22 protein-coding genes are annotated in these 21881 nt (G+C 55.2%); 12 read left to right on the plus strand and 10 right to left on the minus strand.

What is annotated here, in order from left to right:
- The first annotated feature begins 20 nt into the window (after positions 1–20).
- Positions 21–1223: a biopolymer transporter ExbB gene (locus ACEWL3_RS03265; RefSeq protein ID WP_386177590.1), complete on the plus strand. Its 1203-nt coding sequence runs from the start codon at positions 21–23 to the stop codon at positions 1221–1223.
- Between the two features lie 2 nt (positions 1224–1225).
- Positions 1226–3079 carry a peptidoglycan -binding protein gene (locus ACEWL3_RS03270; RefSeq protein ID WP_386177591.1) on the plus strand — a complete coding sequence of 618 codons (1854 nt, stop codon included), beginning with the start codon at positions 1226–1228 and terminating at the stop codon, positions 3077–3079.
- Positions 3080–3163: 84 nt separating this feature from the next.
- Here ACEWL3_RS03270 and ACEWL3_RS03275 read toward each other — a convergent pair whose 3' ends face one another.
- The 3 genes from ACEWL3_RS03275 to gloB all read right to left on the minus strand — a co-directional run bounded on the left by ACEWL3_RS03275 (position 3164) and on the right by gloB (position 7395).
- On the minus strand, positions 3164–4132 hold the full coding sequence (locus ACEWL3_RS03275) for a M23 family metallopeptidase (RefSeq protein ID WP_386177592.1): 969 nt from the start codon (positions 4130–4132) through the stop codon (positions 3164–3166).
- A complete protein-coding gene (clpA, locus tag ACEWL3_RS03280; RefSeq protein ID WP_386177593.1) occupies positions 4129–6450 on the minus strand; it encodes an ATP-dependent Clp protease ATP-binding subunit ClpA in 2322 nt (773 codons plus the stop codon). Before clpA ends, ACEWL3_RS03275 begins: the two co-directional genes overlap by 4 nt.
- 177 nt (positions 6451–6627) lie before the next feature.
- Positions 6628–7395, minus strand: coding sequence for a hydroxyacylglutathione hydrolase (gloB, locus tag ACEWL3_RS03285; RefSeq protein WP_386177594.1), 768 nt, complete (start codon positions 7393–7395; stop codon positions 6628–6630).
- Between the two features lie 63 nt (positions 7396–7458).
- On the opposite strand from gloB, the gene ACEWL3_RS03290 reads away from it, so the two are divergent.
- From ACEWL3_RS03290 to ACEWL3_RS03325, 8 genes are all read left to right on the plus strand, one after another.
- A complete protein-coding gene (locus ACEWL3_RS03290) occupies positions 7459–8205 on the plus strand; it encodes a class I SAM-dependent methyltransferase (RefSeq protein WP_386177595.1) in 747 nt (248 codons plus the stop codon).
- 104 nt (positions 8206–8309) lie between these two features.
- A complete protein-coding gene (locus tag ACEWL3_RS03295; protein WP_386177596.1) occupies positions 8310–8627 on the plus strand; it encodes a DUF3775 domain-containing protein in 318 nt (105 codons plus the stop codon).
- A 374-nt stretch (positions 8628–9001) separates the two neighbouring features.
- Complete coding sequence (locus ACEWL3_RS03300; RefSeq protein WP_114880349.1) at positions 9002–9562, plus strand: F0F1 ATP synthase subunit delta; 561 nt, start codon at positions 9002–9004, stop codon at positions 9560–9562.
- On the plus strand, positions 9563–11101 hold the full coding sequence (gene atpA, locus ACEWL3_RS03305; protein WP_114877232.1) for a F0F1 ATP synthase subunit alpha: 1539 nt from the start codon (positions 9563–9565) through the stop codon (positions 11099–11101).
- Positions 11102–11115: 14 nt separating this feature from the next.
- Positions 11116–11991 (plus strand): F0F1 ATP synthase subunit gamma, encoded by an 876-nt coding sequence (locus ACEWL3_RS03310; protein WP_386177597.1) that lies wholly within the window; start codon positions 11116–11118, stop codon positions 11989–11991.
- A gap of 22 nt (positions 11992–12013) precedes the next feature.
- Complete coding sequence (gene atpD, locus ACEWL3_RS03315) at positions 12014–13438, plus strand: F0F1 ATP synthase subunit beta (RefSeq protein ID WP_386177598.1); 1425 nt, start codon at positions 12014–12016, stop codon at positions 13436–13438.
- A gap of 13 nt (positions 13439–13451) precedes the next feature.
- The gene (locus ACEWL3_RS03320; protein ID WP_386177599.1) at positions 13452–13889 is read left to right on the plus strand and encodes a F0F1 ATP synthase subunit epsilon; all 438 of its coding nucleotides are present in this window, start codon (positions 13452–13454) and stop codon (positions 13887–13889) included.
- 116 nt (positions 13890–14005) lie between these two features.
- Positions 14006–14356, plus strand: a complete 351-nt coding sequence (locus tag ACEWL3_RS03325; protein WP_386177600.1) for an H-type lectin domain-containing protein — start codon at positions 14006–14008, stop codon at positions 14354–14356.
- Positions 14357–14376: 20 nt separating this feature from the next.
- Here the strand turns inward: ACEWL3_RS03325 and ACEWL3_RS03330 are convergent, their stop codons facing one another.
- Complete coding sequence (locus ACEWL3_RS03330; RefSeq protein WP_386177601.1) at positions 14377–15396, minus strand: ribose-phosphate pyrophosphokinase; 1020 nt, start codon at positions 15394–15396, stop codon at positions 14377–14379.
- 104 nt (positions 15397–15500) lie between these two features.
- On the opposite strand from ACEWL3_RS03330, the gene ACEWL3_RS03335 reads away from it, so the two are divergent.
- Positions 15501–16097: a 2-hydroxychromene-2-carboxylate isomerase gene (locus ACEWL3_RS03335; protein ID WP_386177602.1), complete on the plus strand. Its 597-nt coding sequence runs from the start codon at positions 15501–15503 to the stop codon at positions 16095–16097.
- Positions 16098–16123: 26 nt separating this feature from the next.
- Complete coding sequence (locus ACEWL3_RS03340; RefSeq protein ID WP_435000495.1) at positions 16124–16897, plus strand: alpha/beta fold hydrolase; 774 nt, start codon at positions 16124–16126, stop codon at positions 16895–16897.
- Here ACEWL3_RS03340 and ACEWL3_RS03345 read toward each other — a convergent pair.
- The 6 genes from ACEWL3_RS03345 to ACEWL3_RS03370 form a co-directional block, all read right to left on the minus strand.
- Complete coding sequence (locus ACEWL3_RS03345) at positions 16894–17928, minus strand: threonine aldolase family protein (RefSeq protein WP_386177604.1); 1035 nt, start codon at positions 17926–17928, stop codon at positions 16894–16896. The two genes, ACEWL3_RS03340 and ACEWL3_RS03345, sit on opposite strands and share 4 nt — an antisense overlap.
- On the minus strand, positions 17928–18398 hold the full coding sequence (locus tag ACEWL3_RS03350) for a YcgN family cysteine cluster protein (RefSeq protein ID WP_386177605.1): 471 nt from the start codon (positions 18396–18398) through the stop codon (positions 17928–17930). Before ACEWL3_RS03350 ends, ACEWL3_RS03345 begins: the two co-directional genes overlap by 1 nt.
- Positions 18395–19327, minus strand: a complete 933-nt coding sequence (locus ACEWL3_RS03355; protein ID WP_386177606.1) for a bifunctional riboflavin kinase/FAD synthetase — start codon at positions 19325–19327, stop codon at positions 18395–18397. The genes ACEWL3_RS03350 and ACEWL3_RS03355 overlap by 4 nt, the downstream gene beginning before the upstream one ends.
- A gap of 80 nt (positions 19328–19407) precedes the next feature.
- On the minus strand, positions 19408–19851 hold the full coding sequence (locus tag ACEWL3_RS03360) for a MaoC family dehydratase (protein ID WP_386177607.1): 444 nt from the start codon (positions 19849–19851) through the stop codon (positions 19408–19410).
- An 89-nt stretch (positions 19852–19940) separates the two neighbouring features.
- Positions 19941–20813 carry a TIGR01459 family HAD-type hydrolase gene (locus ACEWL3_RS03365; protein ID WP_386177608.1) on the minus strand — a complete coding sequence of 291 codons (873 nt, stop codon included), beginning with the start codon at positions 20811–20813 and terminating at the stop codon, positions 19941–19943.
- A 100-nt stretch (positions 20814–20913) separates the two neighbouring features.
- Entirely contained in the window at positions 20914–21834 is a 921-nt protein-coding gene (locus ACEWL3_RS03370; protein WP_386177609.1) for a manganese-dependent inorganic pyrophosphatase, read from the minus strand.
- Between the last annotated feature and the right edge of the window lie 47 nt (positions 21835–21881).

Genomic DNA, 21881 nt, shown 5'->3' on the forward strand with positions numbered 1-21881 from the left:
AGGGTCAGGAGCAAGGCCGCATGGCGCAGCCAGACCGACAACAACGACCACAGTTTTCACAGCCCGTGCGCCAGATTTCTCTGATGCTCATCGTGCTGGCACTGACCGCCTTTGGCGGTTTTCTGGCATTGCCTTCGGTGCTGCCCATTTTTGCGGCGAACCCGTACCTTAACGGGTTCATCATCTTTGTCTTCATTATCGGCGTATTCGCTTGTTTTTATCAGGTGTTCCAACTGATTGGATCTGTGCGCTGGATCGAAAACTTTGCCTCAGACGCACCGGACCCGGAGACGGTTGCTCCACAGTTGCTGGCCCCATTGGCCTCATTGTTGCGCACCCGTGGCGCGCGGATGCAGGTCAGTGCGACATCCACGCGGTCCATTCTTGATTCCGTAGCGTCCCGCATAGACGAAGCGCGCGAAATAACGCGCTATATCGTCAACATGTTGATTTTCCTTGGCCTTTTGGGGACATTCTATGGCCTTGCCACCACTGTGCCAGCGGTGGTGGACACCATCCGTAGCCTCGCCCCCTCAGAAGGCGAAGGCGGCGTTGATGTCTTTAGCCGCCTCATGACGGGTCTTGAGGCGCAGTTGGGCGGTATGGGGGTTGCATTCGGATCCTCGCTTTTGGGTCTTGCAGGGTCGCTGGTCGTTGGGCTGCTCGAACTCTTTGCAGGGCATGGGCAAAACCGGTTTTATCAGGAGCTTGAGGATTGGCTCAGCTCAATCACCCGCATCGGCTTCAGCACTGGTGAAGAAGGCACCGGCGAGCAACATGTGATGGGCGGCGTTATTGATCATATGACGGAACAGATGGAAACGCTGCAACAGATGTTCAGGGAATCGGGAACAAGTCGGGCGATGGTCGACGAAAAACTCGGCAGACTTGCAGATGCGGTGGACCGGATGACCACCCGGATGGAAGGGACCAACCCTTCCAGTCAGGCGCTGGACCGGATTGCCGCTGGTCAGGAACGCATGATCACGGCAGTGGAGGCCCAAGGTTCCGGTGATGGCATTGACGCTGAAAGCCGGATGCGGCTGCGGTCCATTGACGTGCAGATGCTGCGCATTCTTGAAGAAATTTCAGCCGGGCGGCAGGAAAGCATGGCGGAATTTCGCAAGGATATCATGTCATTGGCCAAGGCCGTATCTGAAGGGCGTTCTGCAGAGCCGCGCCGTATACGACCACTGAACAAGCCCGGCGGCGAGGGGCGCTAACCATGGCATTGTCCCGGCGGACAGGTTCGCGGTTTCAATCCTCCATTTGGCCGGGATTTGTGGATGCGATGACCGGGCTTTTGCTGGTGCTCATGTTCGTGCTGACCATATTTATGGTGGTGCAGTTTGTTCTGACAGAACGGATCACCGGTCAGGAAACAGAACTTGACGCATTGGCAGGTGAGGTCGCCGCGCTTGCGCAAGCATTGGGACTGGAAGAAAGCACCAATGCACAGCTTGAGGCACGGTTGGGTGCACTGAATGCCTCCCTTAACGATGCTCGTGGCGAAGTGTCAGAACAAGCGACCCTGATCGCGGCACTGACAAACCAGCGCGATCAGCAAACGGCGGCGTTAAGAGCCGCCGAAACGCAGATTACCAGCTTTGAAGCGGAAGTTGCAGGCCTTCTATCAGAACGCGACACAGCGCTGGGGCAGGTGAGCGCACTTGAGACGCAGCAGGCAGAATTACTCAGTGCGCAGGAAGCGCTTGATCTGGCACTTGCGGCGGCCCGTTCAGAAGTGGACGCGCAAGCCGAAGCCGCACGATTGGCCGCCGCCCGCCGCGAGGCACTGGACGCTCTGGTTGCGGATCTGCGGGCGCGAAATGCTCAAGCAGACGCGCAGGTTGCTGATCTGACAGGGCAGGTTGATGTAGCGGCGGCTGAGGTGAGCGCGGCGGAGGCTGAACGTTTGGCTGAAGCAGCGGCAGCTGAAGCCCTGCGCGCGAAACTTGCTGATGCAGATGCCGAACTGACTGCAATGACGCTGGCGCTTGAGGCGCAGCGACAAAAGGCAGAAGATACATTGACCTTGCTGGCCGCCGCGCGTGCAGCGGAGGGTGACTTGGATGCGCAACTGGCCGCAGCGCTGGTACGCCTAGAGACCGCAGAGAGTGCAGCAGAGACAGGTGCCGAAGCCGAAGCAGAATTGGCCCGTCTGCAGCAGGAAATCATCGCATTGCGGGCCGAACGAGATGCCGCTCAAAACACCCTCACCGCGGACCGCGACGCTCTGCGTGCGCAATTGACAGAGGCGCTGGCGGCAAAGCTGGCTGCTGAAACACTGGCCAATGATACCTCGTCACAAGCCGAAAAGCGGGCGGCCCTGCTGGCTGCGGCGCGGCAAGAGCTTTCAACAGAACAGGCCGTGAGCGCGGAAGCCCAGCGTCAAACTGAACTGCTGAACCAGCAAGTCGCGGCACTTCGTTCGCAATTGGGAAGTCTGCAGGCTTTGTTGGATGACGCACAGGCGCGGGATGCGGCCAAGAATATTGAACTGCAATCACTGGGATCTGACCTGAACACGGCCTTAGCACGCGTAGCTGCCGAACAAAGCCGCCGCGCGGAATTGGAGGCGGCGGAACGCAAGCGACTGGAAGCGGAAACCAAAAATCTGGAACAGTATCGCTCAGAGTTCTTTGGCAGGTTACGTGATGTTTTGGGCTCTCAGGAAGGAGTGCGGATTGAGGGAGATCGGTTTGTTTTCTCTTCCGAGGTATTGTTTCCCCCCGGCGGCGCAGTTTTGTCGGACGATGGCAGAGGCGAAATTGCCAAGGTTGCAAGGATCTTGCAATCCGTTGCCGACGACATTCCGAGCGAAATCAACTGGGTGATCCGGGTAGATGGGCACACAGACAACGTCCCCTTGCTCGGGACTGGCGAATACGTTGACAATTGGGAGCTTTCGCAGGCGCGGGCCCTGTCGGTCGTGAAATATATGATCAATTTCCTGGGCATTTCGCCGGACCGTTTGGCAGCGAACGGATTTGGGCAATATCAGCCCGTGGCCATTGGCGACAGCGATGAAGCACGCGCCTTGAACCGGCGGATTGAGCTCAAATTTACCGAGAAATAGGTCAGCTTAGCGACGTCGCGCGCGAAGTTACTGTTTTATTTCGGTATTTGAGAAAGGGTGAAGGGACACGGGGGGGAGTGCGGGTCAGCGCAGCGTGATTTTCGTATCAGATTGGCTCACAACAGCATTGTTTCTGAGCAGACTGACATTGCCATGATAGTCACCCTGTGGCCACGGGTGCCAAGTGCGTTTCTTGCCAATCGCGCGAAACGACCGCGCTTGTGGGTCGTCAAATACGATGTCTTTTGCGATCACTTGCCCTTTTGGCCCAGTAATCGAAAGGCGCATCACATCGCCCGCCCTGATCCCAAAAGCAAAGCCATAGATGACAAGCGTCCGGGTCTTCATCGAGATACGCGTCTTTTTGGCATCGCCGGATTTGACTTCGGCAAAATCCGGGACATGGTCGGAAAAACCGATCGAGATCAGGCCGCCGGGGCGGTAGGGCGGCGGATCAGCCCAGAGTGTGCTGTCTGCCGGTGCTGCGCAGGTCAGAGTGCCATCTGGATCAAATGGATCGAGGGCCTTGCCATCTTTTCGGACCGACAGATGTAGATGGGGAAAGGCGGCTCTGCCCGACATCCCGACATGGCCCAGGGTGTCCCCTGCCGAAACCTTTTGGCCCGTTTGAACGGCCAGTGATCCTTGTTTCAGATGACAATATTGTGTGACCCATCCCTGACCATGGGTGATCTGGACCCCGTTGCCACATTCGCGGTTTTTGACTTCGGCCGCTGTTTTGGGGGTGTATTCGATGTCAGCCATGCCATCACGAACGCCCGCGACCACGCCATCTGCTGCTGCGCGCACCGCAATGTCATTTTGAATTTCGGCGGTTGAAGCAAGCGCGAAATCCGTTCCCAGGTGCCCATCATAGCTTAGCCCTGCGCAATGATAGTCACGGACGCCTGCAGTAGGGTCCCGGTCCATATATTGTTGGATGTAACAGGTGCTGGTCAGATCGCAGTCGATGGGGGACTGTAATAGAATTCCCTCCGCCAGTGTCGGACCAGCGAAGGGAAGTGTCAGGGCCAATACGGCCCGTTTGATCATTCCGCCGTCAGCAGAGGCGGTTTGTTGCCGGAAAGGCGCGGCTTTTCGAGGCCAAGAATGGTGATCTCAAGCTCACCTTTTTTCGCACCAACTTTGACGACGCCGCCTTTGGCCAATTTTCCGAAAAGCAATTCTTCGGCCAGCGGTTTTTTAATGTGCTCCTGAATGACGCGGCCCAGTGGCCGCGCCCCCATTTTGTCGTCATAGCCTTTGTCGGCCAACCATTCGGCTGCTTTCTTGGAAAGCTCAATGGTCACATTGCGATCCATCAATTGTGCTTCAAGTTGCAGCACAAATTTCTCGACCACCTGCAAGATCACATCCTTGGGCAATGGTGCAAAGCTGATGACCGCATCCAGGCGGTTGCGGAATTCAGGCGTGAAGGCGCGCTCAATCGCTGCAGTATCCTCGCCAGTGCGGCGATCACGACCAAAACCGATGGCTTCTTTTGCCTGTTCAGTGGCTCCAGCGTTTGACGTCATGATCAGGACCACGTTCCTGAAGTCGACGGTACGGCCGTTGTGGTCAGTCAGTTTGCCGTGGTCCATCACCTGCAACAGAATGTTGTAGACGTCCGGGTGTGCTTTTTCCATCTCGTCAAGCAGCAGCACGCAGTGCGGATGTTGATCTACGCCGTCGGTCAGCATGCCACCCTGATCAAAGCCGACATAGCCGGGAGGGGCACCAATTAGACGCGAAACCGCATGTTTTTCCATGTACTCCGACATATCAAAACGCAGCAGTTCAACACCCAGCGTATCGGCCAGCTGTTTCGCAACTTCGGTTTTGCCGACACCAGTTGGCCCTGCGAACAGGTAGTTGCCGATGGGCTTTTCAGGCTCACGCAGACCGGCACGGGCCAGTTTGATCGCAGAGGCCAATGCGTCGATTGCCTTGTCCTGACCAAAGACCACGCGTTTCAGCGATTTTTCGAGATCTTTCAGAACGATCACGTCATCCTTTGAGACATTCTTGGGCGGGATGCGCGCGATTTTGGCGACGACCGCCTCAACCTCTTTGGTACCGATAGTTTTACGGCGCTTGGAGGCTGCAACGAGATGCTGGGCGGCACCTGCCTCGTCGATCACGTCAATCGCTGAATCCGGCAATTTGCGGTCATTGATATACCGATGCGCAAGCTCAACAGATGATCTGATTGCATCGGATGTGTATTTCACGCTGTGATGGTCCTCAAAATAGGGCTTTAGACCTTTGAGAATTTTCACTGCATCATCCACTGATGGTTCATTCACATCGACCTTTTGGAAACGCCGGGCAAGGGCGCGGTCTTTCTCAAAGTGCTGACGGAATTCCTTGTACGTGGTGGAACCCATTGTGCGCAATTTGCCGCCCGCAAGCGCGGGTTTCAGCAGATTTGAGGCATCCATCGCGCCACCAGACGTGGCACCTGCACCGATAACAGTGTGGATTTCGTCAATGAAAAGGACCGCATCGTCGTGGTTTTCCAATTCTGTTACCACCGCTTTCAGGCGTTCTTCGAAATCGCCGCGGTAGCGTGTGCCAGCCAGCAACGCGCCCATATCGAGCGAGTAGATGGTTGTTTTGGCCAATACTTCAGGTGTTTCGCCCGCAACAATCTTGCGCGCCAGCCCTTCTGCGATGGCTGTCTTGCCCACGCCGGGGTCGCCCACCAGCAGCGGGTTATTCTTGCGACGGCGGCAAAGCACCTGAATACAGCGTTCAACTTCGGCCTCGCGGCCAATCAGCGGGTCAATGTCGCCCTCACGTGATTTCGCGTTCAGATCGACACAGTATTTTTGCAGGGCGGATTCTTTCTTTTCGCCTTCGGTCACACCTTGAGCCTCTTCTTCGTGCTCAGGGGCACCTGCGATCGGCCGCGCCTCGCCATAGGCAGGATCTTTTGCGACACCGTGTGCGATGTAATTCACCGCATCATACCGCGTCATATCCTGTTCCTGCAGGAAGTAGGCCGCGTTTGATTCACGTTCGGCAAAAATGGCAACAAGCACATTGGCACCAGTTACCTCGGTCCGGCCAGAGGATTGCACATGGATTGCGGCGCGTTGGATGACACGCTGAAATGCGGCTGTTGGGACGGCCTCAGATCCATCAACATCCGTGACCAGATTGCTCAAGTCTTCATCGACAAACTCGACAAGTGTATCGCGCAGCTCAGAGATATCGACCGAACAGGCCTTCATCACCTGAACTGCATCAGGCTCGTCAATCAGCGCTAACAACAGATGTTCCAGCGTGGCGAATTCGTGGCGGCGAGCATTGGCCAACGCAAGGGCTGCGTGGATCGCCTGCTCAAGTGTAGTCGAAAATGAAGGCACGGGCGTGCTCCTTGTCGATCGGGGTCGGTAGGGGTGCTAAGACATATCAGCAGCCTAGGTCCGACCATGGCCTCATAGTATTAGAGTTTGGTTGATCATAGCCTGTCTTCAAGGCTTTTCTTTGATAATTCGGTCACATTTGCCGTGAGCGAGTCTTTTTGACCATGATTTTAGCGTTCAGAACTTATCTTTGCGCGCACGGATTTCGGTAAACACCTCTGTGTCAGTGGCGTCTGGCATCCCCAATGTTGCGCGAATGGCCGGATCGGCGGGCCGCAGAAAGGGATTGGTTTTGAGTTCGGTTGAAAGTTTCGATGGAACCGTTGGCACACCTTTTTTCCGGGCGGCCTCAATGTCCTTGGCCCTTGATATAAGGTCGGCGTTCATCGGATCAACCGTCAGCGCAAATTTTGCATTGGCGGATGTGTATTCGTGGCCGGAACATATCATCGTATCCTCAGGCAGGGTCATCAGTTTTTGCAGGCTTTCCCACATTTGCGCGGGCGTGCCCTCAAACAACCGGCCACAACCCAGCGCCATCAGGCTGTCGGCAGTAAAAGCGGCTTTTGCTGTTGGTACATAAAAGGCGATATGGCCAATGGTATGACCGGGCACATCAATAACCCGCGTTTCCAGAGCGCCCAATGAAATACTGTCGTCCTCTGCCACTTTACGGTCGAGCGGCGGCAAACGGTGTTCATCCGCCTTGGCCCCGATCACATTTGCATCATGTTCCTTGAGCACGTCGGCAACACCCTGCACATGGTCGGGATGGTGATGGGTCAGCCAGATCTGGCTCAATTGCCAATCTCTTTTCTTCAGTTCGGCTAATATCGGTGCTGCCTCTGGTGCATCGATCAGGGCAACCTTGCCACTTTGATGATCGCGCAACAGAAAGGCGTAATTGTCAGACAGGCATGGAACGGTGATCAAATCAAAGGGCATGGTATTTCTCCTGTCTGCTTTGGTAAGGTGGGACCAGAGTGACATTCACCGGGACGGGCCGCAATGCATCTTGATGTGCAAGACCTGCGCAATTTCTATTATCGAAGCGCGCTGGGCCGGGCGGCGCAAAAATCATTGCGCGACCGTATGCTGGAATTATGGCCCGAGGCCAAAGGGCAGACCGTGGTTGGATTTGGCTTTGCCGCCCCATTGCTGCGACCCTATCTGAAAGACGCGCGGCGGGTGGTGACATTGATGCCTGGGCCTCAGGGCGTGATGCCGTGGCCTGCGGGCATGCCAAACACCTCTGTGCTGACGGCGGAGACGATGTGGCCAATTGAAACTGGGCATGTGGACAAGCTGGTTCTGTTGCACGGGCTTGAAACGTCGGAACATCCAAGTGAGTTGCTTGAGGAATGCTGGCGGGTTCTAGGGCCCGGTGGAAGGGCGCTTTTCATCGTACCCAACCGGGCAGGGTTCTGGGCGCGTCGCGATATCACGCCGTTTGGTTATGGCCGACCCTATTCGCCGGGCCAGTTAGAGACGCAGTTGCGCAAACACCAATTCCTGCCAGAACGGCAGATCGGCGCGCTCTATCAGATGCCGTCGGGCAAACGGATCTGGATGCAATCCGCGGGGCTGATGGAGCGGGTTGGCCGCCATATGCCGACAATGATGGCAGGTGGTGCGTTTATGGTTGAGGCCACCAAACTGGTCTATCCACCCAAGGGCCGCGTAGAGCGGAGCACGGCCCGCCGCGCCATCGATGTGCTGGAAGGCATCGCGGAGCCCAAGGCCAAGCCAATTTGACCAGAATCACAGGTCGTTTGTTGTTTATTGATTTGGCGCAATGAAACGCGCTTGACGATCTGAGATGGTGCGTTAACGCAGATAAAATACGCAGGTGGTCAAAAATGCTAAACATTGCAATTCGAAAAGTCGCGCAGATCATTCTGTATGGACATGAGGTGGACCGTGCGGAAAACGAACTCCGCGGGTTTCTCGAAACCCTGAACGAAGACGAATTGCACAGTCTGGTCGCCATTATGTGGATTGGGCGTGGCACTTTTGAGGCGGAAGAGCTGAACGAAGCCATTGAAACGGCAAGGCAGGAGGCGAACACGCCAACGGCTGATTATCTGCTGGGGACACCGCATTTCGCAGATCATCTGGAGAGCGGGCTTGAGGCATTGGGGCTTTCTGCATCTGATGCCGAAGAAGACCTGCTTTGATCTGCTGTAATGCCACGGCGTAACAGGACCGGATGGCATGCCGACGACAGTGGCCAATGTCATCTAAAACAATATGATCTGGCCGAATTGGGAGGTGACCATCAAGATAAGGGATGACCATCTAGATTCGGCCCTTTCTTGGAAAATGTCGCCGATGCGCTTTAAATAGTGCGGGCAAACGGTCGCACCCGGTGCAAACCTTAACAAATAACCCTCTGGCACCTTTTGAAACCTCACTATAGTGTGTTGCGGGGTGGGGAACGGTCTGCTACATCGCCCCTGATTTAGACGTCTTGAACCTTTTCAAGCCGCGCCAACACTCCGGTGACGCGACTTTGTTCGTATACCCGGTCTTTTTGTACGAGAGGATGGACGTGTCCGAACCAGCTTCGATTTCCACCGGCATCGCGCAGCGCTATGCGACAGCCGTTTATGATCTGGCGAAAGAGGCCAAAAAGGTCAAAGCCATCGAAACCGATCTTGATGCTTTGCAAGGCGCATTGACCGACAGTGACGATTTTCGCGCTCTGATCCATTCTCCGATCTATACACGTGACGAACAGGCCGGTGCCATCGCGGCACTTGCCAAAAAGATGAAGCTGTCGCCGACCATGACCAATACGCTGGCCTTGATGGCCCAAAAGCGTCGTCTGTTCGTTCTGCCACAATTGGTCAAAACCCTGCGTGATGTCATTGCCGAAGACAAAGGCGAAGTCACGGCAGAGGTCACATCGGCCAAGGCATTGACCAAGACACAATCAGACAAACTTGCCAAATCGCTGAAAGCGACCACCGGCAAAACCGTAACACTCCAAACGACCGTTGATGAATCCCTCATCGGCGGTCTTGTCGTCAAAGTGGGCTCCAAGATGATCGATACGTCGATCCGTTCAAAGCTCAATTCCCTCCAGAACGTAATGAAAGAGGTCGGATAAATGGGTATCCAAGCAGCAGAGATTTCCAAAATCCTGAAGGACCAAATTAAGAATTTCGGTCAAGAAGCAGAAGTGGCCGAAGTGGGCCGCGTATTGAGCGTCGGGGATGGTATTGCCCGCGTTTACGGTCTGGACAATGTTCAGGCTGGTGAAATGGTCGAATTTCCCGGTGGTATTCAGGGTATGGCCCTGAACCTTGAGGCCGACAACGTCGGTGTGGTTATTTTCGGTAACGACCGCGACATCAAAGAAGGTGACACCGTTAAGCGCACGAATTCCATCGTGGACGTGCCAATCGGTGATGAGCTGTTGGGCCGTGTTGTGGACGGTCTGGGCAATCCGATTGACGGCAAAGGCCCGATCAAATCAACCAAACGCGGTATTGCGGACGTCAAAGCGCCCGGCATTATACCGCGTAAATCCGTGCATGAGCCGATGGCGACGGGCCTCAAATCCGTTGACGCGATGATCCCGATTGGCCGTGGCCAGCGCGAATTGATCATTGGTGACCGTCAAACCGGCAAAACGGCTGTGGCTCTTGATGCAATGCTGAACCAGGCGCAGGTAAATGCCGCCGCCGGGGATGATGAAAGCAAAAAGATGTACTGTGTGTACGTCGCGATTGGTCAGAAACGCTCAACCGTGGCGCAGCTGGTCAAAAAGCTCGAAGAATCTGGCGCGATTGACTATTCGATCATCGTCGCCGCAACCGCGTCCGAGCCTGCGCCGATGCAGTTCCTTGCACCCTATTCAGCCACAGCCATGGCGGAGCATTTCCGCGACAATGGTCGTCATGCGCTGATCATCTATGATGATTTGTCCAAACAGGCGGTGTCGTATCGTCAGATGTCGCTGTTGCTGCGCCGCCCACCGGGCCGTGAAGCCTATCCGGGTGACGTTTTCTATCTCCACTCCCGTTTGCTGGAGCGTTCGGCGAAATTGGGCGACGACGCAGGCAACGGGTCTTTGACCGCGCTGCCGATCATTGAAACCCAGGGCGGCGACGTGTCTGCGTTTATTCCGACGAACGTGATCTCGATCACCGACGGTCAGATATTCCTGGAAACCGAACTCTTTTATCAGGGTATCCGCCCTGCTGTGAACACAGGTCTGTCGGTTTCGCGGGTTGGTTCATCCGCGCAAACAAAAGCGATGTCTTCTGTCGCTGGCCCGGTGAAATTGTCGCTTGCGCAGTACCGTGAGATGGCGGCGTTTGCACAATTTGGCTCCGACCTTGATGCCGCGACCCAGCAGTTGCTGGCCCGAGGTGCGCGTCTGACCGAACTGATGAAGCAGCCACAATACAAGCCCCTGACCAATGCCGAGATCGTCTGCGTGATCTATGCCGGTACCAAGGGGTATCTGGACAAGGTTGACGTGAAACAGGTCGGCCGCTGGGAAGCGGGCCTGCTGGCGCATCTGCGTGGCAAGCATGACGATCTGCTGAAAGATATCACCAACAATGACCGCAAGGTCAAAGACGAGTTGGAAGATAAAATCAAGGCCGCGATTGACGGTTTTGCAGCTGACTTCGCTTAAGGAGAGATAAGGCAATGCCAAATCTCAAGGACCTTAAAAACAGGATCACGTCGGTCAAATCGACCCGCAAGATCACCAAGGCCATGCAAATGGTTGCCGCGGCGAAACTTCGCCGCGCGCAAGAGGCTGCCGAAGCGTCGCGCCCTTACACAGAACGGTTCAATGCTGTGATGTCGGGGCTTGCCGCTTCTGTCGGTGGCTCTGATACAGCGCCGAAACTTCTGTCAGGCACTGGCAGCGACAAAGTCCAGCTTTTGGTTGTGATGACGTCCGAGCGTGGCTTGTGCGGCGGTTTCAACACCAACATTGTCAAGCTGGCCAAGGCCCGCGCGCGTGAACTGTTGGCCGACGGCAAAGAGCTGAAAATTCTGACCGTGGGCAAAAAAGGCCGCGACCAGATGCGCCGGGACTTTGGCGCATATCTGATCGGTCACGTCGATCTTTCTGAGGTGAAACGCCTTGGCTACGTCGACGCACAGGGTATCGCCAAAGATATTCTGGCGCGGTTTGATGCTGAGGAATTTGACGTCGCGACGATTTTCTATGCGGAATTCGTGAACGTCGTCAGTCAAATTCCAACGGCCAAGCAGATCATTCCTGCGAAATTCGACGGAGGCGAGGCAGACGAAGCATCGACCCTGTTCGATTATGAGCCTAGCGAAGAAGCAATTCTTGCTGATCTGTTGCCACGTGGTGTCGCCACGGCAATCTTTAGCGCTTTGTTGGAAAACGCAGCGTCCGAACAGGGCGCGCGGATGTCCGCAATGGACAACGCCACACGGAACGCGGGTGAAATGATCGACGATCTGACCATCCAATACAACCGTTCACGTCAGGCCGTTATCACCAACGAGCTGATCGAAATCATTTCCGGCGCGGAAGCGCTGTAAGACAAAACCGGAGAGACACGACATGGCAAAAGCAGTCGGCAAAATCACCCAAGTCATCGGCGCGGTCGTTGACGTGCAATTCGAGGATAACCTGCCGGAAATCCTGAACGCACTGAACACAGACAACCAAGGCAAGACGCTGGTCCTCGAAGTGGCCCAGCACCTTGGAGAAAACACTGTGCGCACCATCGCGATGGATGCCACGGAAGGCCTCGTGCGGGGTGCCAAAGTCACCGACACCGGCGCACCCATTCAAGTGCCCGTCGGCAGCGGCACATTGGGTCGTATCCTGAACGTGACCGGCGACCCTGTTGACGAAAAAGGCCCGGTTGACGCGAAAGAAACCCGTTCAATCCACGGTGACGCACCAGCCTTTGAAGCACAATCAACAGCCACCGAAATCCTGACTACAGGCATCAAGGTGATCGACCTTCTGGCCCCCTATACCAAGGGTGGAAAAATTGGTCTGTTCGGCGGTGCCGGCGTTGGTAAGACCGTTTTGATCATGGAACTGATCAACAACATTGCGAAGGTGCACTCGGGAGTGTCCGTGTTCGCGGGTGTTGGCGAGCGGACTCGTGAAGGCAATGACCTTTACCACGAAATGATTGAATCCGGTGTTATCGTCCCTGATAACCTCTCAGAGTCAAAAATTGCACTGGTTTACGGCCAGATGAACGAGCCTCCGGGTGCCCGTATGCGTGTGGCCCTCACAGGTCTGTCGCTGGCTGAACAGTTCCGCGATGACACAGGTTCAGACGTTTTGTTTTTTGTGGACAACATCTTCCGCTTTACGCAAGCGGGTTCCGAGGTTTCGGCTTTGCTTGGTCGTATTCCTTCGGCGGTGGGTTATCAGCCAACACTGGCCACGGACATGGGCGCGATGCAGGAACGAATTTCCTCGACCAAGAACGGTTCGATTACGTCCGTTCAGGCCGTATACGTCCCTGCGGATGACTTGACCGACCCGGCCCCTGCGACATCGTTTGCACACCTTGATGCGACAACCGTTCTGGATCGTGCGATTTCTGAAAAAGGCATCTATCCGGCTGTGGACCCGCTTGGTTCAACATCACGTCTGCTTGACCCGCTGATCATCGGTGATGAGCACTATAAAGTTGCGACCGACGTGCAGCAGGTGCTTCAGCGCTATAAGTCCTTGCAGGATATCATCGCGATCTTGGGGATGGACGAACTCAGCGAAGAAGACAAACTTGCCGTGTCCCGTGCCCGCAAGATTGAACGCTTCCTGTCGCAACCGTTTGACGTCGCCAAGGTCTTTACCGGCTCGGACGGTATTCAGGTGCCATTGGAAGAAACCATTTCGTCGTTCAAAGCGGTTGTCGCTGGTGAATACGATCACCTGCCCGAAGGTGCCTTCTACATGGTTGGTGGCATTGAAGAAGTGAAAGCGAAAGCTGAAAAAATGGCGGCTGACGCTGCTTAAGGGGGCCTGAGGTATGGCAGACACGATGCAATTCGATCTGGTGTCGCCCGAACGGCGGCTGGCTTCAATGGAGGTCACGGCAGTGCAGATCCCCGGTGCGGATGGCGATATGACGGCAATGGCCGACCATGCGCCAACAATCACCACCCTGCGGCCAGGTGTTCTCAAGGTAGAGGGGCCGTCAGGTGCTTCGGAGTATGTTGTGACAGGCGGTTTCGCCGAAATCAGCAGCCGTGGTGTGTCGGTTCTGGCCGAACGCGCTGTGACCAAGGGCGACATGACCCAAGACCAGTTTGATGACATGATGAAAGATGTTCACGCCCATTACACCAAGGCCAAGGATAACTTTCAGAATGAACCGGGTCCAGTTGATGACGCCGCCAAACTGCTGTCTGACATGGTGGCAATGGGTGACGAGATCGGGTTGTCCGCGAAACAACCGAACCTTTGATCCGACAACAGGTTATTTCAAAAGGCCCTGCATCAGCGGGGCCTTTCCTGTTTGAGGCGTCAACGGTATAGAACATTGTCGCTTATGTTGATTAGGTATTAGGTTCTATGTGATCCATGAAAAAACTGCGCAATCATACCATCGGCGTTGACAGTGGCGACGTCGTCCTGTTTTCGGATTACGAAGATGGTGGCGAAATGTGGACCGGACGCGGCCAACGTGAACGCCGACGTCACATATCGTTTGGCGAACCATACAAGTCTGAACCCAGCGTTCAGATGTCGCTGTCATTATGGGATGTGGACGCGGTCACGGTGATGCGCGCGGATATCAGTGCAGAATCAATCACCAATATCGGTTTTGACATGGTCTTTCGCACATGGGGCGACACCCGTGTGGCACGAGTGCGTATTGCGTGGACAGCCATTGGAGAATTGCCAGACGAAGATGAATGGGACGTGATTTAGCGACAGACCCGCATCGCAGATCACTCAGCTGCGTAAGTTCCATCATAAATCGGGCCGAGGGTTTCTGCCTCGAACAAGGAAGAAACCGACGTACCGTTCCAGATGTTCAGGATCGCCTGAGCAAACATCGGTGCGGTTGGTACGATGCGGATATTTTCCGCTTTCTTGATCGCATCGGTTGGTGCGATACTGTCTGTGATAACAAGGGATTTCATTACTGAATTGGTCACCCGTTCAACCGCAGGGCCTGACATAACACCATGGGTAATGTATGAGTGGACCTCCTTTGCCCCGGCTTCCATCAGAACCTCGGCGGCTTTGCATAGGGTTCCAGCGGTATCACAAATGTCGTCTACGATGATGCAGGTCTTGCCAGACACGTTACCAATAACCGTCATCTCAGCAACTTCGCCTGCTTTTTCGCGGCGTTTATCCACGATCGCCAGCGGCGCGTTCACGCGTTTTGCCAACTCACGGGCCCGTGCCACACCACCAACGTCTGGGGACACGATCATCAGGTCGCCCATCTGGTCTTTGAACGCATCTTTGATGTCCAGAGCAAAGACCGGCGAGGCATAAAGGTTGTCCACCGGAATGTCGAAAAATCCCTGGATCTGTGCCGCGTGCAGATCCATCGTGAGAACCCGTTCGATCCCGGTGCCGACCAGCATATTAGCAACCAGTTTTGCGGTGATCGGTGTGCGCGCCTTGGTGCGGCGATCCTGGCGGGCGTACCCAAAGTAGGGCAAGACCGCCGTTACACGTGCCGCTGATGACCGGCGCAGCGCGTCAGCCATAATCAACAGTTCCATCAGGTTGTCATTGGCCGGGTTCGAGGTTGATTGAATGATAAACATGTCTTCGCCGCGCACGTTCTCAAAGACCTCGACAAAAATCTCACCATCGTTGAAGCGTTCGACCCGTGTATCAACCAAACCGACATGGACCCCCCGGTGCATCGACATTCGCCGGGCGATTGCAGTTGCCAATGGCATGTTGGCATTGCCAGAGATCAGTTTAGGTTCAGCTGTACGTGGCATAAGGTCTCCGGGAGCAGCGGGATATGACAGAATCGTGACGTTGACACCGCTTAACATGGCGTTAGCGTCGGGCAAAGCTGCACCCTCACAAATCGGAGAGCCAAATGGCCCAAATCGACTATTATTTCGCAACCCTGTCGCCTTATTGCTACCTGGCCGGGCAACGACTTGAGGAGGTTGCGGCAAAGCATGGGGCCACGATCAACTACAAACCTTTTGATATTGTCGCAGCGTTTGGCCGTACGGGTGGCACACCTCCCAAGGACCGTCACATCAGCCGCATGGAATACCGCGCGCAGGCTCTGACCCGTGAGGCGAAAAAGCTTGGCATGGAATTCAACCTGAAGCCCGCGCATTGGCCCACAAATGGTGCTCCTGCAGCTTATGCTTTTATCTCGGCACAAAATGCGGGCGGCGGTGATTTGGGAAAACTGGCGCATGTGATCACACGTAACGTCTGGGCTTATGAAAAAGACATTGCCAAGGACGACGTTGTACGCGCCTGTCTGAAGGAAGCAGGGTTTGATCCTGCATTGGCTGATTCCGGCTTGCTGGTCGGTGCCGAAACCTATGCAAGAAACCTTGAAGATGCGGTTGAGGCAGGTGTTTTTGGCGCGCCATTCTATATCGTTGGGGATGAAAGGTTCTGGGGCCAGGACAAGATTGAGGATCTTGATCTGCATCTATCCGGCAAGTTGTGAGACCTAAGGCGGGCTTTGTTCCACAGGTGACGACCCTAGGGCAGGGGCAACGCCGCGTGTTGGCCCTGCATTGTACCTTGGCATTTGGTGGCGCATGGACGGGCGTGGCGAAAAACCTCTCGCCGGAGGTGACGATCTTGGCCCCTGACATGCCCAGCCATGGCCAAAGCGCCGATTGGGATGAGAGCAGCGATTTCTCCGATATGGTTTTTAACGCGGCGCTGTCGACATGTGGCGATGAACCAATAGATATAATCGGCCATTCTTTCGGCGCGATGGTTGCACTCAGACTCGCCGCAACCCTGCCTGATCAGATACGCAGCCTGACGCTCATCGAGCCTGTTTTCCTTGCGGTGGCATCGCGTGATGCACCTGACACGATGCGGGATCACGACGAACGCGCCGCCCCGTTTGTTGAAGCAATTTCGGCGTCCAACCGTCCCCTTGCCGCGCGGGTCTTTAACCGAATGTGGAGTGGCGGAACGCCATGGGATGACATCCCAGAACGGTCGCGCGCCGCGATGATACGTGCGATCCATGTGGTGCCAGATACAATTGGTTTTATCCATGAGGACAATACCGGATTATTGCGACCCGGTGTGCTTGATGCGGTGAGGATGCCAACCCTCCTGATGCGTGGGTCGCAGGCACTTCCTGCAATATCCGCTATCAACGATGGCTTGGAACGGCGGCTGCCAAACGCGTCGCAGATTGTGATCGAAGGAGCCGGGCATATGGCACCAATCACGCATCCTCATGAGGTCGCCTCAGCGATTGGTGGTCTGCTAGAACGCAGTTAAAAATGGCTCAGGAACGTGTCTATATCTGCGCGGCTGATCGACCAGTCACAGACCAATCGAGCGCCGATCATTTTATCATCGGCACCGTCCAGTGACCCCTTCCAGACATAGTATTTGGCCCCTGCCGCAGTCAGCTTGCGATGTACTGAACGCGGGAAACGTGGAAATACCATGTTGGCCTGTGGTTCATGCAGGAATTCTGCTCCGGCCGTGCGCAGCCCTGCAACAAGATAGGTCGCATTGTCGTTTGCCTGCCGGGCGGTCTGTTTCCAAAGATCATCTTGCAAATAGCCTGCCATCTGTGCGGATAGAAACCGGTGTTTGGAAAACAAATGTGCCCCGCGTTTGCGGCGCAACTCAAACTCCCAAGCCTTTTCGGGGTCAAAAAACACGACCGCTTCGACTCCCATACAGCCGTTCTTGGTGCCGCCAAAGCTGACCACGTCCACGTTTGATTTCCAGGTCATCTCTGCCGCGGTACACCCAAGCGCCATCATGGCATTTGCAAACCGTGCGCCATCCAAATGCACTGGCAAGTCATAGCTCTTGGCAATCGCCGTCAGCGCACGCAGCTCTTCCAGCGAATAGACGGATCCTCGTTCCGTGACTTGGGTGATCGACACGGGACCGCGTTGTGCTGAATGCACGTCTGTCGGCGCGCGCGGTTCAATTGCGGCGGCCAGCCCTTCTGGCGTCATTTTGTCAGCTGTGGGGATCACTGTCAGCTTTGCCGAACCTGTATAAAATTCTGGCGCGTTGCATTCATCTTCTTGGATGTGCGCAACTTCGGAACAAAAGATCGTCTGCCATGGCTGGCAATATGTCGCCAGCGCCAGCGCATTTGCTGCGGTTCCCGTCGCCACAAGATAGACTGCCGCCTCTGGGGCTTCAAACGCGGTTCTGATCCCCTTTGTGACGTCGTCCATGATTGGATCTTTGCCATATGGCATCGCATAACCCGCGTTTGCCGCGACGATCCGTTCCATGATCTGTGGATGGACAGGGCCAGCATTGTCAGAGGCGAAAAACATCAGGTCGGCTCCTCAATAATGTAGTCTTCCCATTCTTCAAATGGGGTGTCGAATTCGGAAACAGTTTTACCCTGCACGCTGATGCCCGCGTCATGCACCGATTGCGCTGTGCCGCTGATCAAAGGGTGCCAATCATAAAGCGGCTTACCCTGCCACAACAATCGATAAGCGCAGGTCTGCGGCATCCAATAGGCGTGGGTGTCAAGGTTGTCGGGTTTAAGCACAATGCAATCGGGCACAAATTGGTGCCGGTTTTCATAGTGCACACAGCGACATGTCGCATCGTCCAACAGCCGACAGGCCACACGAGTCAGCGCGACCTCTTCGGTGTCTTCGTCCTCAAGTTTGTTGAGGCAGCATTTGCCGCAACCATCACAAAGTGCTTCCCATTCCACTTGAGACATCTTGTTCAGGGGTTTCTTTTCCCAGAACCGTTTTGCCAATCCGGCGCGTGCAATTGGATCGCTCATAGGGCGGCCAGAATACTGCGTGCGCGGGCGCAATCGGCATCCATCTGGGCGATGAGCGCATCAAGGCTGTCAAACTTTTCCTCGCCACGCAGGTACTCGACCAAGGCGACGGACAGTGGTGTGCCATATAAATCGCCCTTGAAATCAAAGAGGTATGTTTCAAGATTGGCTTTGTTTTCGCCAAACATCGGGCGCACGCCAAGGCTCGCGGCCCCTTGATAGCTGCCCTTGAAAGGTCCCTCAAGCACATCAACCAAAACCGCATAGACCCCAAACGCAGGCGGATGCAGCCCGTCAATAGAAATGTTTGCGGTGGGATATCCCATCTTACGACCGCGTTGCTCACCACTGATCACCGGCCCTTCAATGCGGTGCCAATGGCCCAGCATTGCCGCTGCATCGCGGGGCTTGCCAGCCGTCAGCGCCTGCCTGATCGCTGTGGAAGAAACGGTTTGTGTGTCCTGTGCAATCAGCGGGGCGATGGTCACGCCAAAGCCAAATTCGGCCCCAAAGCGCACAAGGTCTTGCGCCGTTCCTGTGCGACCTTTTCCAAAACAGAAATCCGCACCGACAACGACATGCGCCAGACCAAGGCCGTCACGCAGAACGTCGCCAGCAAACTCACGAGGGCTAAGCGCCGCAAGTGCCGCGTTAAAGCTCAACTCATAGAGTCGCTCAACACCAAGTTTTTCCAACCGTGACGCGCGGGCATCGCGGCCCATAAGGCGAAAGGGCGGGCTGTTGGGCGCAAAGTATTCGCGGGGGTGCGGCTCAAACGTGACAACCCCCAAAGGCGCGTCGGGCGCCGCCTTTGACGCCAATTCAATCACCGAACGATGGCCGAAGTGCACACCATCAAAATTACCAATCGCGGCTGTTGCGCCGCGATCTTGCTGTTCTATGAAATGATAGTCTCTGACGATCCGCATATGCCTTGCCTAGCCTTGACGCAGGCCAGTGGCAAGATGCAGCGCCACTTCACGTGGGCTTGGATAATTTTACTTAGAATTCAGTCGAATTTGCGCGAAGGAGCCAACACTGTTGCTTCGCCAACCAACACTTTTTTCCCGTCAACGGCGCAATGGCAATCCATCTTGACCCGGCGCTTGGAAAATTCGATGTCGGTGACTTTGACCTCGGCATAGACAAGGTCGCCGGGGCGCACGGGTGCCAGAAACTTTAACGATTGGCCCAGATATACCGTGCCATGTCCGGGCAGTTGTTCACCGATTACCGCCGACACCAACCCGGCGGTCAACATACCATGTGCGATCCGGCCTTCGAAAATTGTATCTCGCGCATAGTCGTCATCAAGATGCACTGGATTGCGATCTGTGGAAATCTGCGCAAACATTTCGATATCTTCGTCGGACACAACCTTGCTCAGATAGCGGGTCATGCCAATTTCAATGTCTTCGATGCAGATTGTGCCGCGCGGTAGATTATCCAACATGTCTCACCTTCAAGCAATAAAGTAACGCCTCAGTTGATGTATCGGTAACTTTATTACTTTGCAGTTGCAGAAAATCAAGTATAATTTTTCTACCGCAGAAAGCCAATTGCGTAAGTTGGCGTTGATTTTTCTTTTTCTAAATAAAGACTTAATGCATCTTTGTCGGGTTGAAAGCCAGTTTTGGTTTCTGATGCAGCCAGACCGCCAGAGATGAAAAGGGAATCAATGTCTTCGCCCAAGGCCCCTTTTATATCGGTTAGCACACCATCCCCGATGGCCAAAATGCGGTCATCAGGCACATCTCGTCCAAGCGCTGCCAACCGCCGGCGGGCCAGATCGTAGATAGGTGGATGGGGTTTCCCGAAATAAAGGCTCTCACCGCCCATTTCAGTATAAAGTGCCGCCAGAGCGCCCGCGCACCATTCGCGCACCTCGCCCCGGTCCACGACAATATCGGGGTTCGCACAAAGCAGCTTCAACCCCTTTTGCTTTGCCAGCAGGAACTGCGGACGCATGGTCGCGGGGTCGGCCATCGGATCTGTCGGCCCGGTACAGACAATGCCCTCGGCCTCATCCAACGGGACCTGTTCGATTGAAACTGGATTTTCCAGAAGACCGAGCGGTTCAAAGAACTTCTGATCCCGGTCCTCGCCAATGAACCAGACCTTGTTGCCCACTGCGCCACGATACATCGCGGATCGGGCTGAATCGCCCGATGTCGCTATGGTATCCCACGCATCATCCGGCACTCCGAAATGAGCCAGCTGCTTGATCACTCCCGCGCGGGGCCGTGGCGAATTGGTGACCAAAACTACCTTGCCACCTGTCTTGCGGTAGACTTGCAATGCTGCAACCGCGTCTGGCAACGCTTTTACCCCGTCGTGCAAACAACCCCAAAGGTCGACAAAAAGAGCGTCATACTGTGCGGAAATTTCAGAGAGGGTTGCGACGATACGTGTCATGGTCAGTGCTCCGCGATTGTTACTGGGCAGCCATACGTGAAGTCGCGAACAGATGGAACAGTGGGATAGCGCGCGCCAATCACGGCGCGCTCTATCCGGATCACATCTTCAGATTCGGGATGATCTGCTTTTTGCGGCTCATGATGCCGGGCAACACCACGGTATCGCCCGAAACTTCAGCGCCAAAGCTGACTTCAGCGATACGTTTGACCACATCGTTTGGCACCAAAAGCGTCGCCTCTTCGTTCAGAATATCAACAATGAACAGCAAAACCTGCGCTGCGCTGTCTTCCTCAGCAACGCCGGGCATTGCGGCCATCAGCGCATCCTTGCGCGCCAAAAGGGGTGCAGGGGAGGTGGTTTCCAAAACCGAAACCCGGAGATTGGTACCGTCCAGATCGAATTCCTTGCTGTCCATCCGCAAAAGCGCCGTTTCAGAGAACGCAGAAACATCGGATTTCGCAGCAAACAAATCTGCCGCATAAGATGGGATATCAACATCCAGATCATCCGCCAGGGCATGCGCCACGGCGCGGTCCTCTTGGGTGGTGGTGGGGCTGCGAAATTCGAGCGTATCAGACAAAATGCATGACAGCGCGGCACCTTTGATTTCGCGGGGTGCCTGCGCCCAATCTTTGCCGATCATCTTGTACATGATCGTTGCCGTACAGGCGAGCGGTTGGATGTTGATCTCAATCGGGCCGCGCGTTTCAAGACCTGCCACCAAACGGTGGTGGTCGATGATGCCCGTAATGTCCGCCTCACCGATATTGTCGGGCAATTCAGCTGGGTTGTTGGTGTCCACGATCACAACCTGTGTGTCGGCCTTCAGCTCTGTGAGAATTTCGGGTTTGTTTAGATTCCAGTGATCCAGCATGAACAACGCTTCGGTATTGGGTTCGCCCAGCAACATTGGTTTCGCGGGTACCCCTTTTATTTCATTCAGATACCAGGCCCAGATAATCGGGCTGCCGGTGCTGTCGGTGTCGGGGGATTTGTGGCCAAATACGAGGGTGGTCATAGGGGTACGTCCTGAAATTGAAAAAGCGGATTTTCGGGCGTTATAGC

Source organism: Sulfitobacter sediminivivens, from assembly GCF_042611115.2.
Taxonomy (GTDB): Bacteria; Pseudomonadota; Alphaproteobacteria; order Rhodobacterales; family Rhodobacteraceae; genus Sulfitobacter; species Sulfitobacter sediminivivens.

Bases quoted from the DNA above. Each gene is read 5' to 3' on its own strand.
- ACEWL3_RS03265 (WP_386177590.1), top strand. From the start codon at position 21: ATGGCGCAGCCAGACCGACAACAACGACCACAGTTTTCACAGCCCGTG.
- ACEWL3_RS03270 (WP_386177591.1), top strand. From the start codon at position 1,226: ATGGCATTGTCCCGGCGGACAGGTTCGCGGTTTCAATCCTCCATTTGG.
- ACEWL3_RS03275 (WP_386177592.1), bottom strand. From the start codon at position 4,132: ATGATCAAACGGGCCGTATTGGCCCTGACACTTCCCTTCGCTGGTCCG.
- gloB (WP_386177594.1), bottom strand. From the start codon at position 7,395: ATGCCCTTTGATTTGATCACCGTTCCATGCCTGTCTGACAATTACGCC.
- ACEWL3_RS03290 (WP_386177595.1), top strand. From the start codon at position 7,459: ATGCATCTTGATGTGCAAGACCTGCGCAATTTCTATTATCGAAGCGCG.
- ACEWL3_RS03295 (WP_386177596.1), top strand. From the start codon at position 8,310: ATGCTAAACATTGCAATTCGAAAAGTCGCGCAGATCATTCTGTATGGA.
- atpA (WP_114877232.1), top strand. From the start codon at position 9,563: ATGGGTATCCAAGCAGCAGAGATTTCCAAAATCCTGAAGGACCAAATT.
- ACEWL3_RS03310 (WP_386177597.1), top strand. From the start codon at position 11,116: ATGCCAAATCTCAAGGACCTTAAAAACAGGATCACGTCGGTCAAATCG.
- atpD (WP_386177598.1), top strand. From the start codon at position 12,014: ATGGCAAAAGCAGTCGGCAAAATCACCCAAGTCATCGGCGCGGTCGTT.
- ACEWL3_RS03320 (WP_386177599.1), top strand. From the start codon at position 13,452: ATGGCAGACACGATGCAATTCGATCTGGTGTCGCCCGAACGGCGGCTG.
- ACEWL3_RS03325 (WP_386177600.1), top strand. From the start codon at position 14,006: ATGAAAAAACTGCGCAATCATACCATCGGCGTTGACAGTGGCGACGTC.
- ACEWL3_RS03330 (WP_386177601.1), bottom strand. From the start codon at position 15,396: ATGCCACGTACAGCTGAACCTAAACTGATCTCTGGCAATGCCAACATG.
- ACEWL3_RS03335 (WP_386177602.1), top strand. From the start codon at position 15,501: ATGGCCCAAATCGACTATTATTTCGCAACCCTGTCGCCTTATTGCTAC.
- ACEWL3_RS03345 (WP_386177604.1), bottom strand. From the start codon at position 17,928: ATGTTTTTCGCCTCTGACAATGCTGGCCCTGTCCATCCACAGATCATG.
- ACEWL3_RS03350 (WP_386177605.1), bottom strand. From the start codon at position 18,398: ATGAGCGATCCAATTGCACGCGCCGGATTGGCAAAACGGTTCTGGGAA.
- ACEWL3_RS03355 (WP_386177606.1), bottom strand. From the start codon at position 19,327: ATGCGGATCGTCAGAGACTATCATTTCATAGAACAGCAAGATCGCGGC.
- ACEWL3_RS03360 (WP_386177607.1), bottom strand. From the start codon at position 19,851: ATGTTGGATAATCTACCGCGCGGCACAATCTGCATCGAAGACATTGAA.
- ACEWL3_RS03365 (WP_386177608.1), bottom strand. From the start codon at position 20,813: ATGACACGTATCGTCGCAACCCTCTCTGAAATTTCCGCACAGTATGAC.
- ACEWL3_RS03370 (WP_386177609.1), bottom strand. From the start codon at position 21,834: ATGACCACCCTCGTATTTGGCCACAAATCCCCCGACACCGACAGCACC.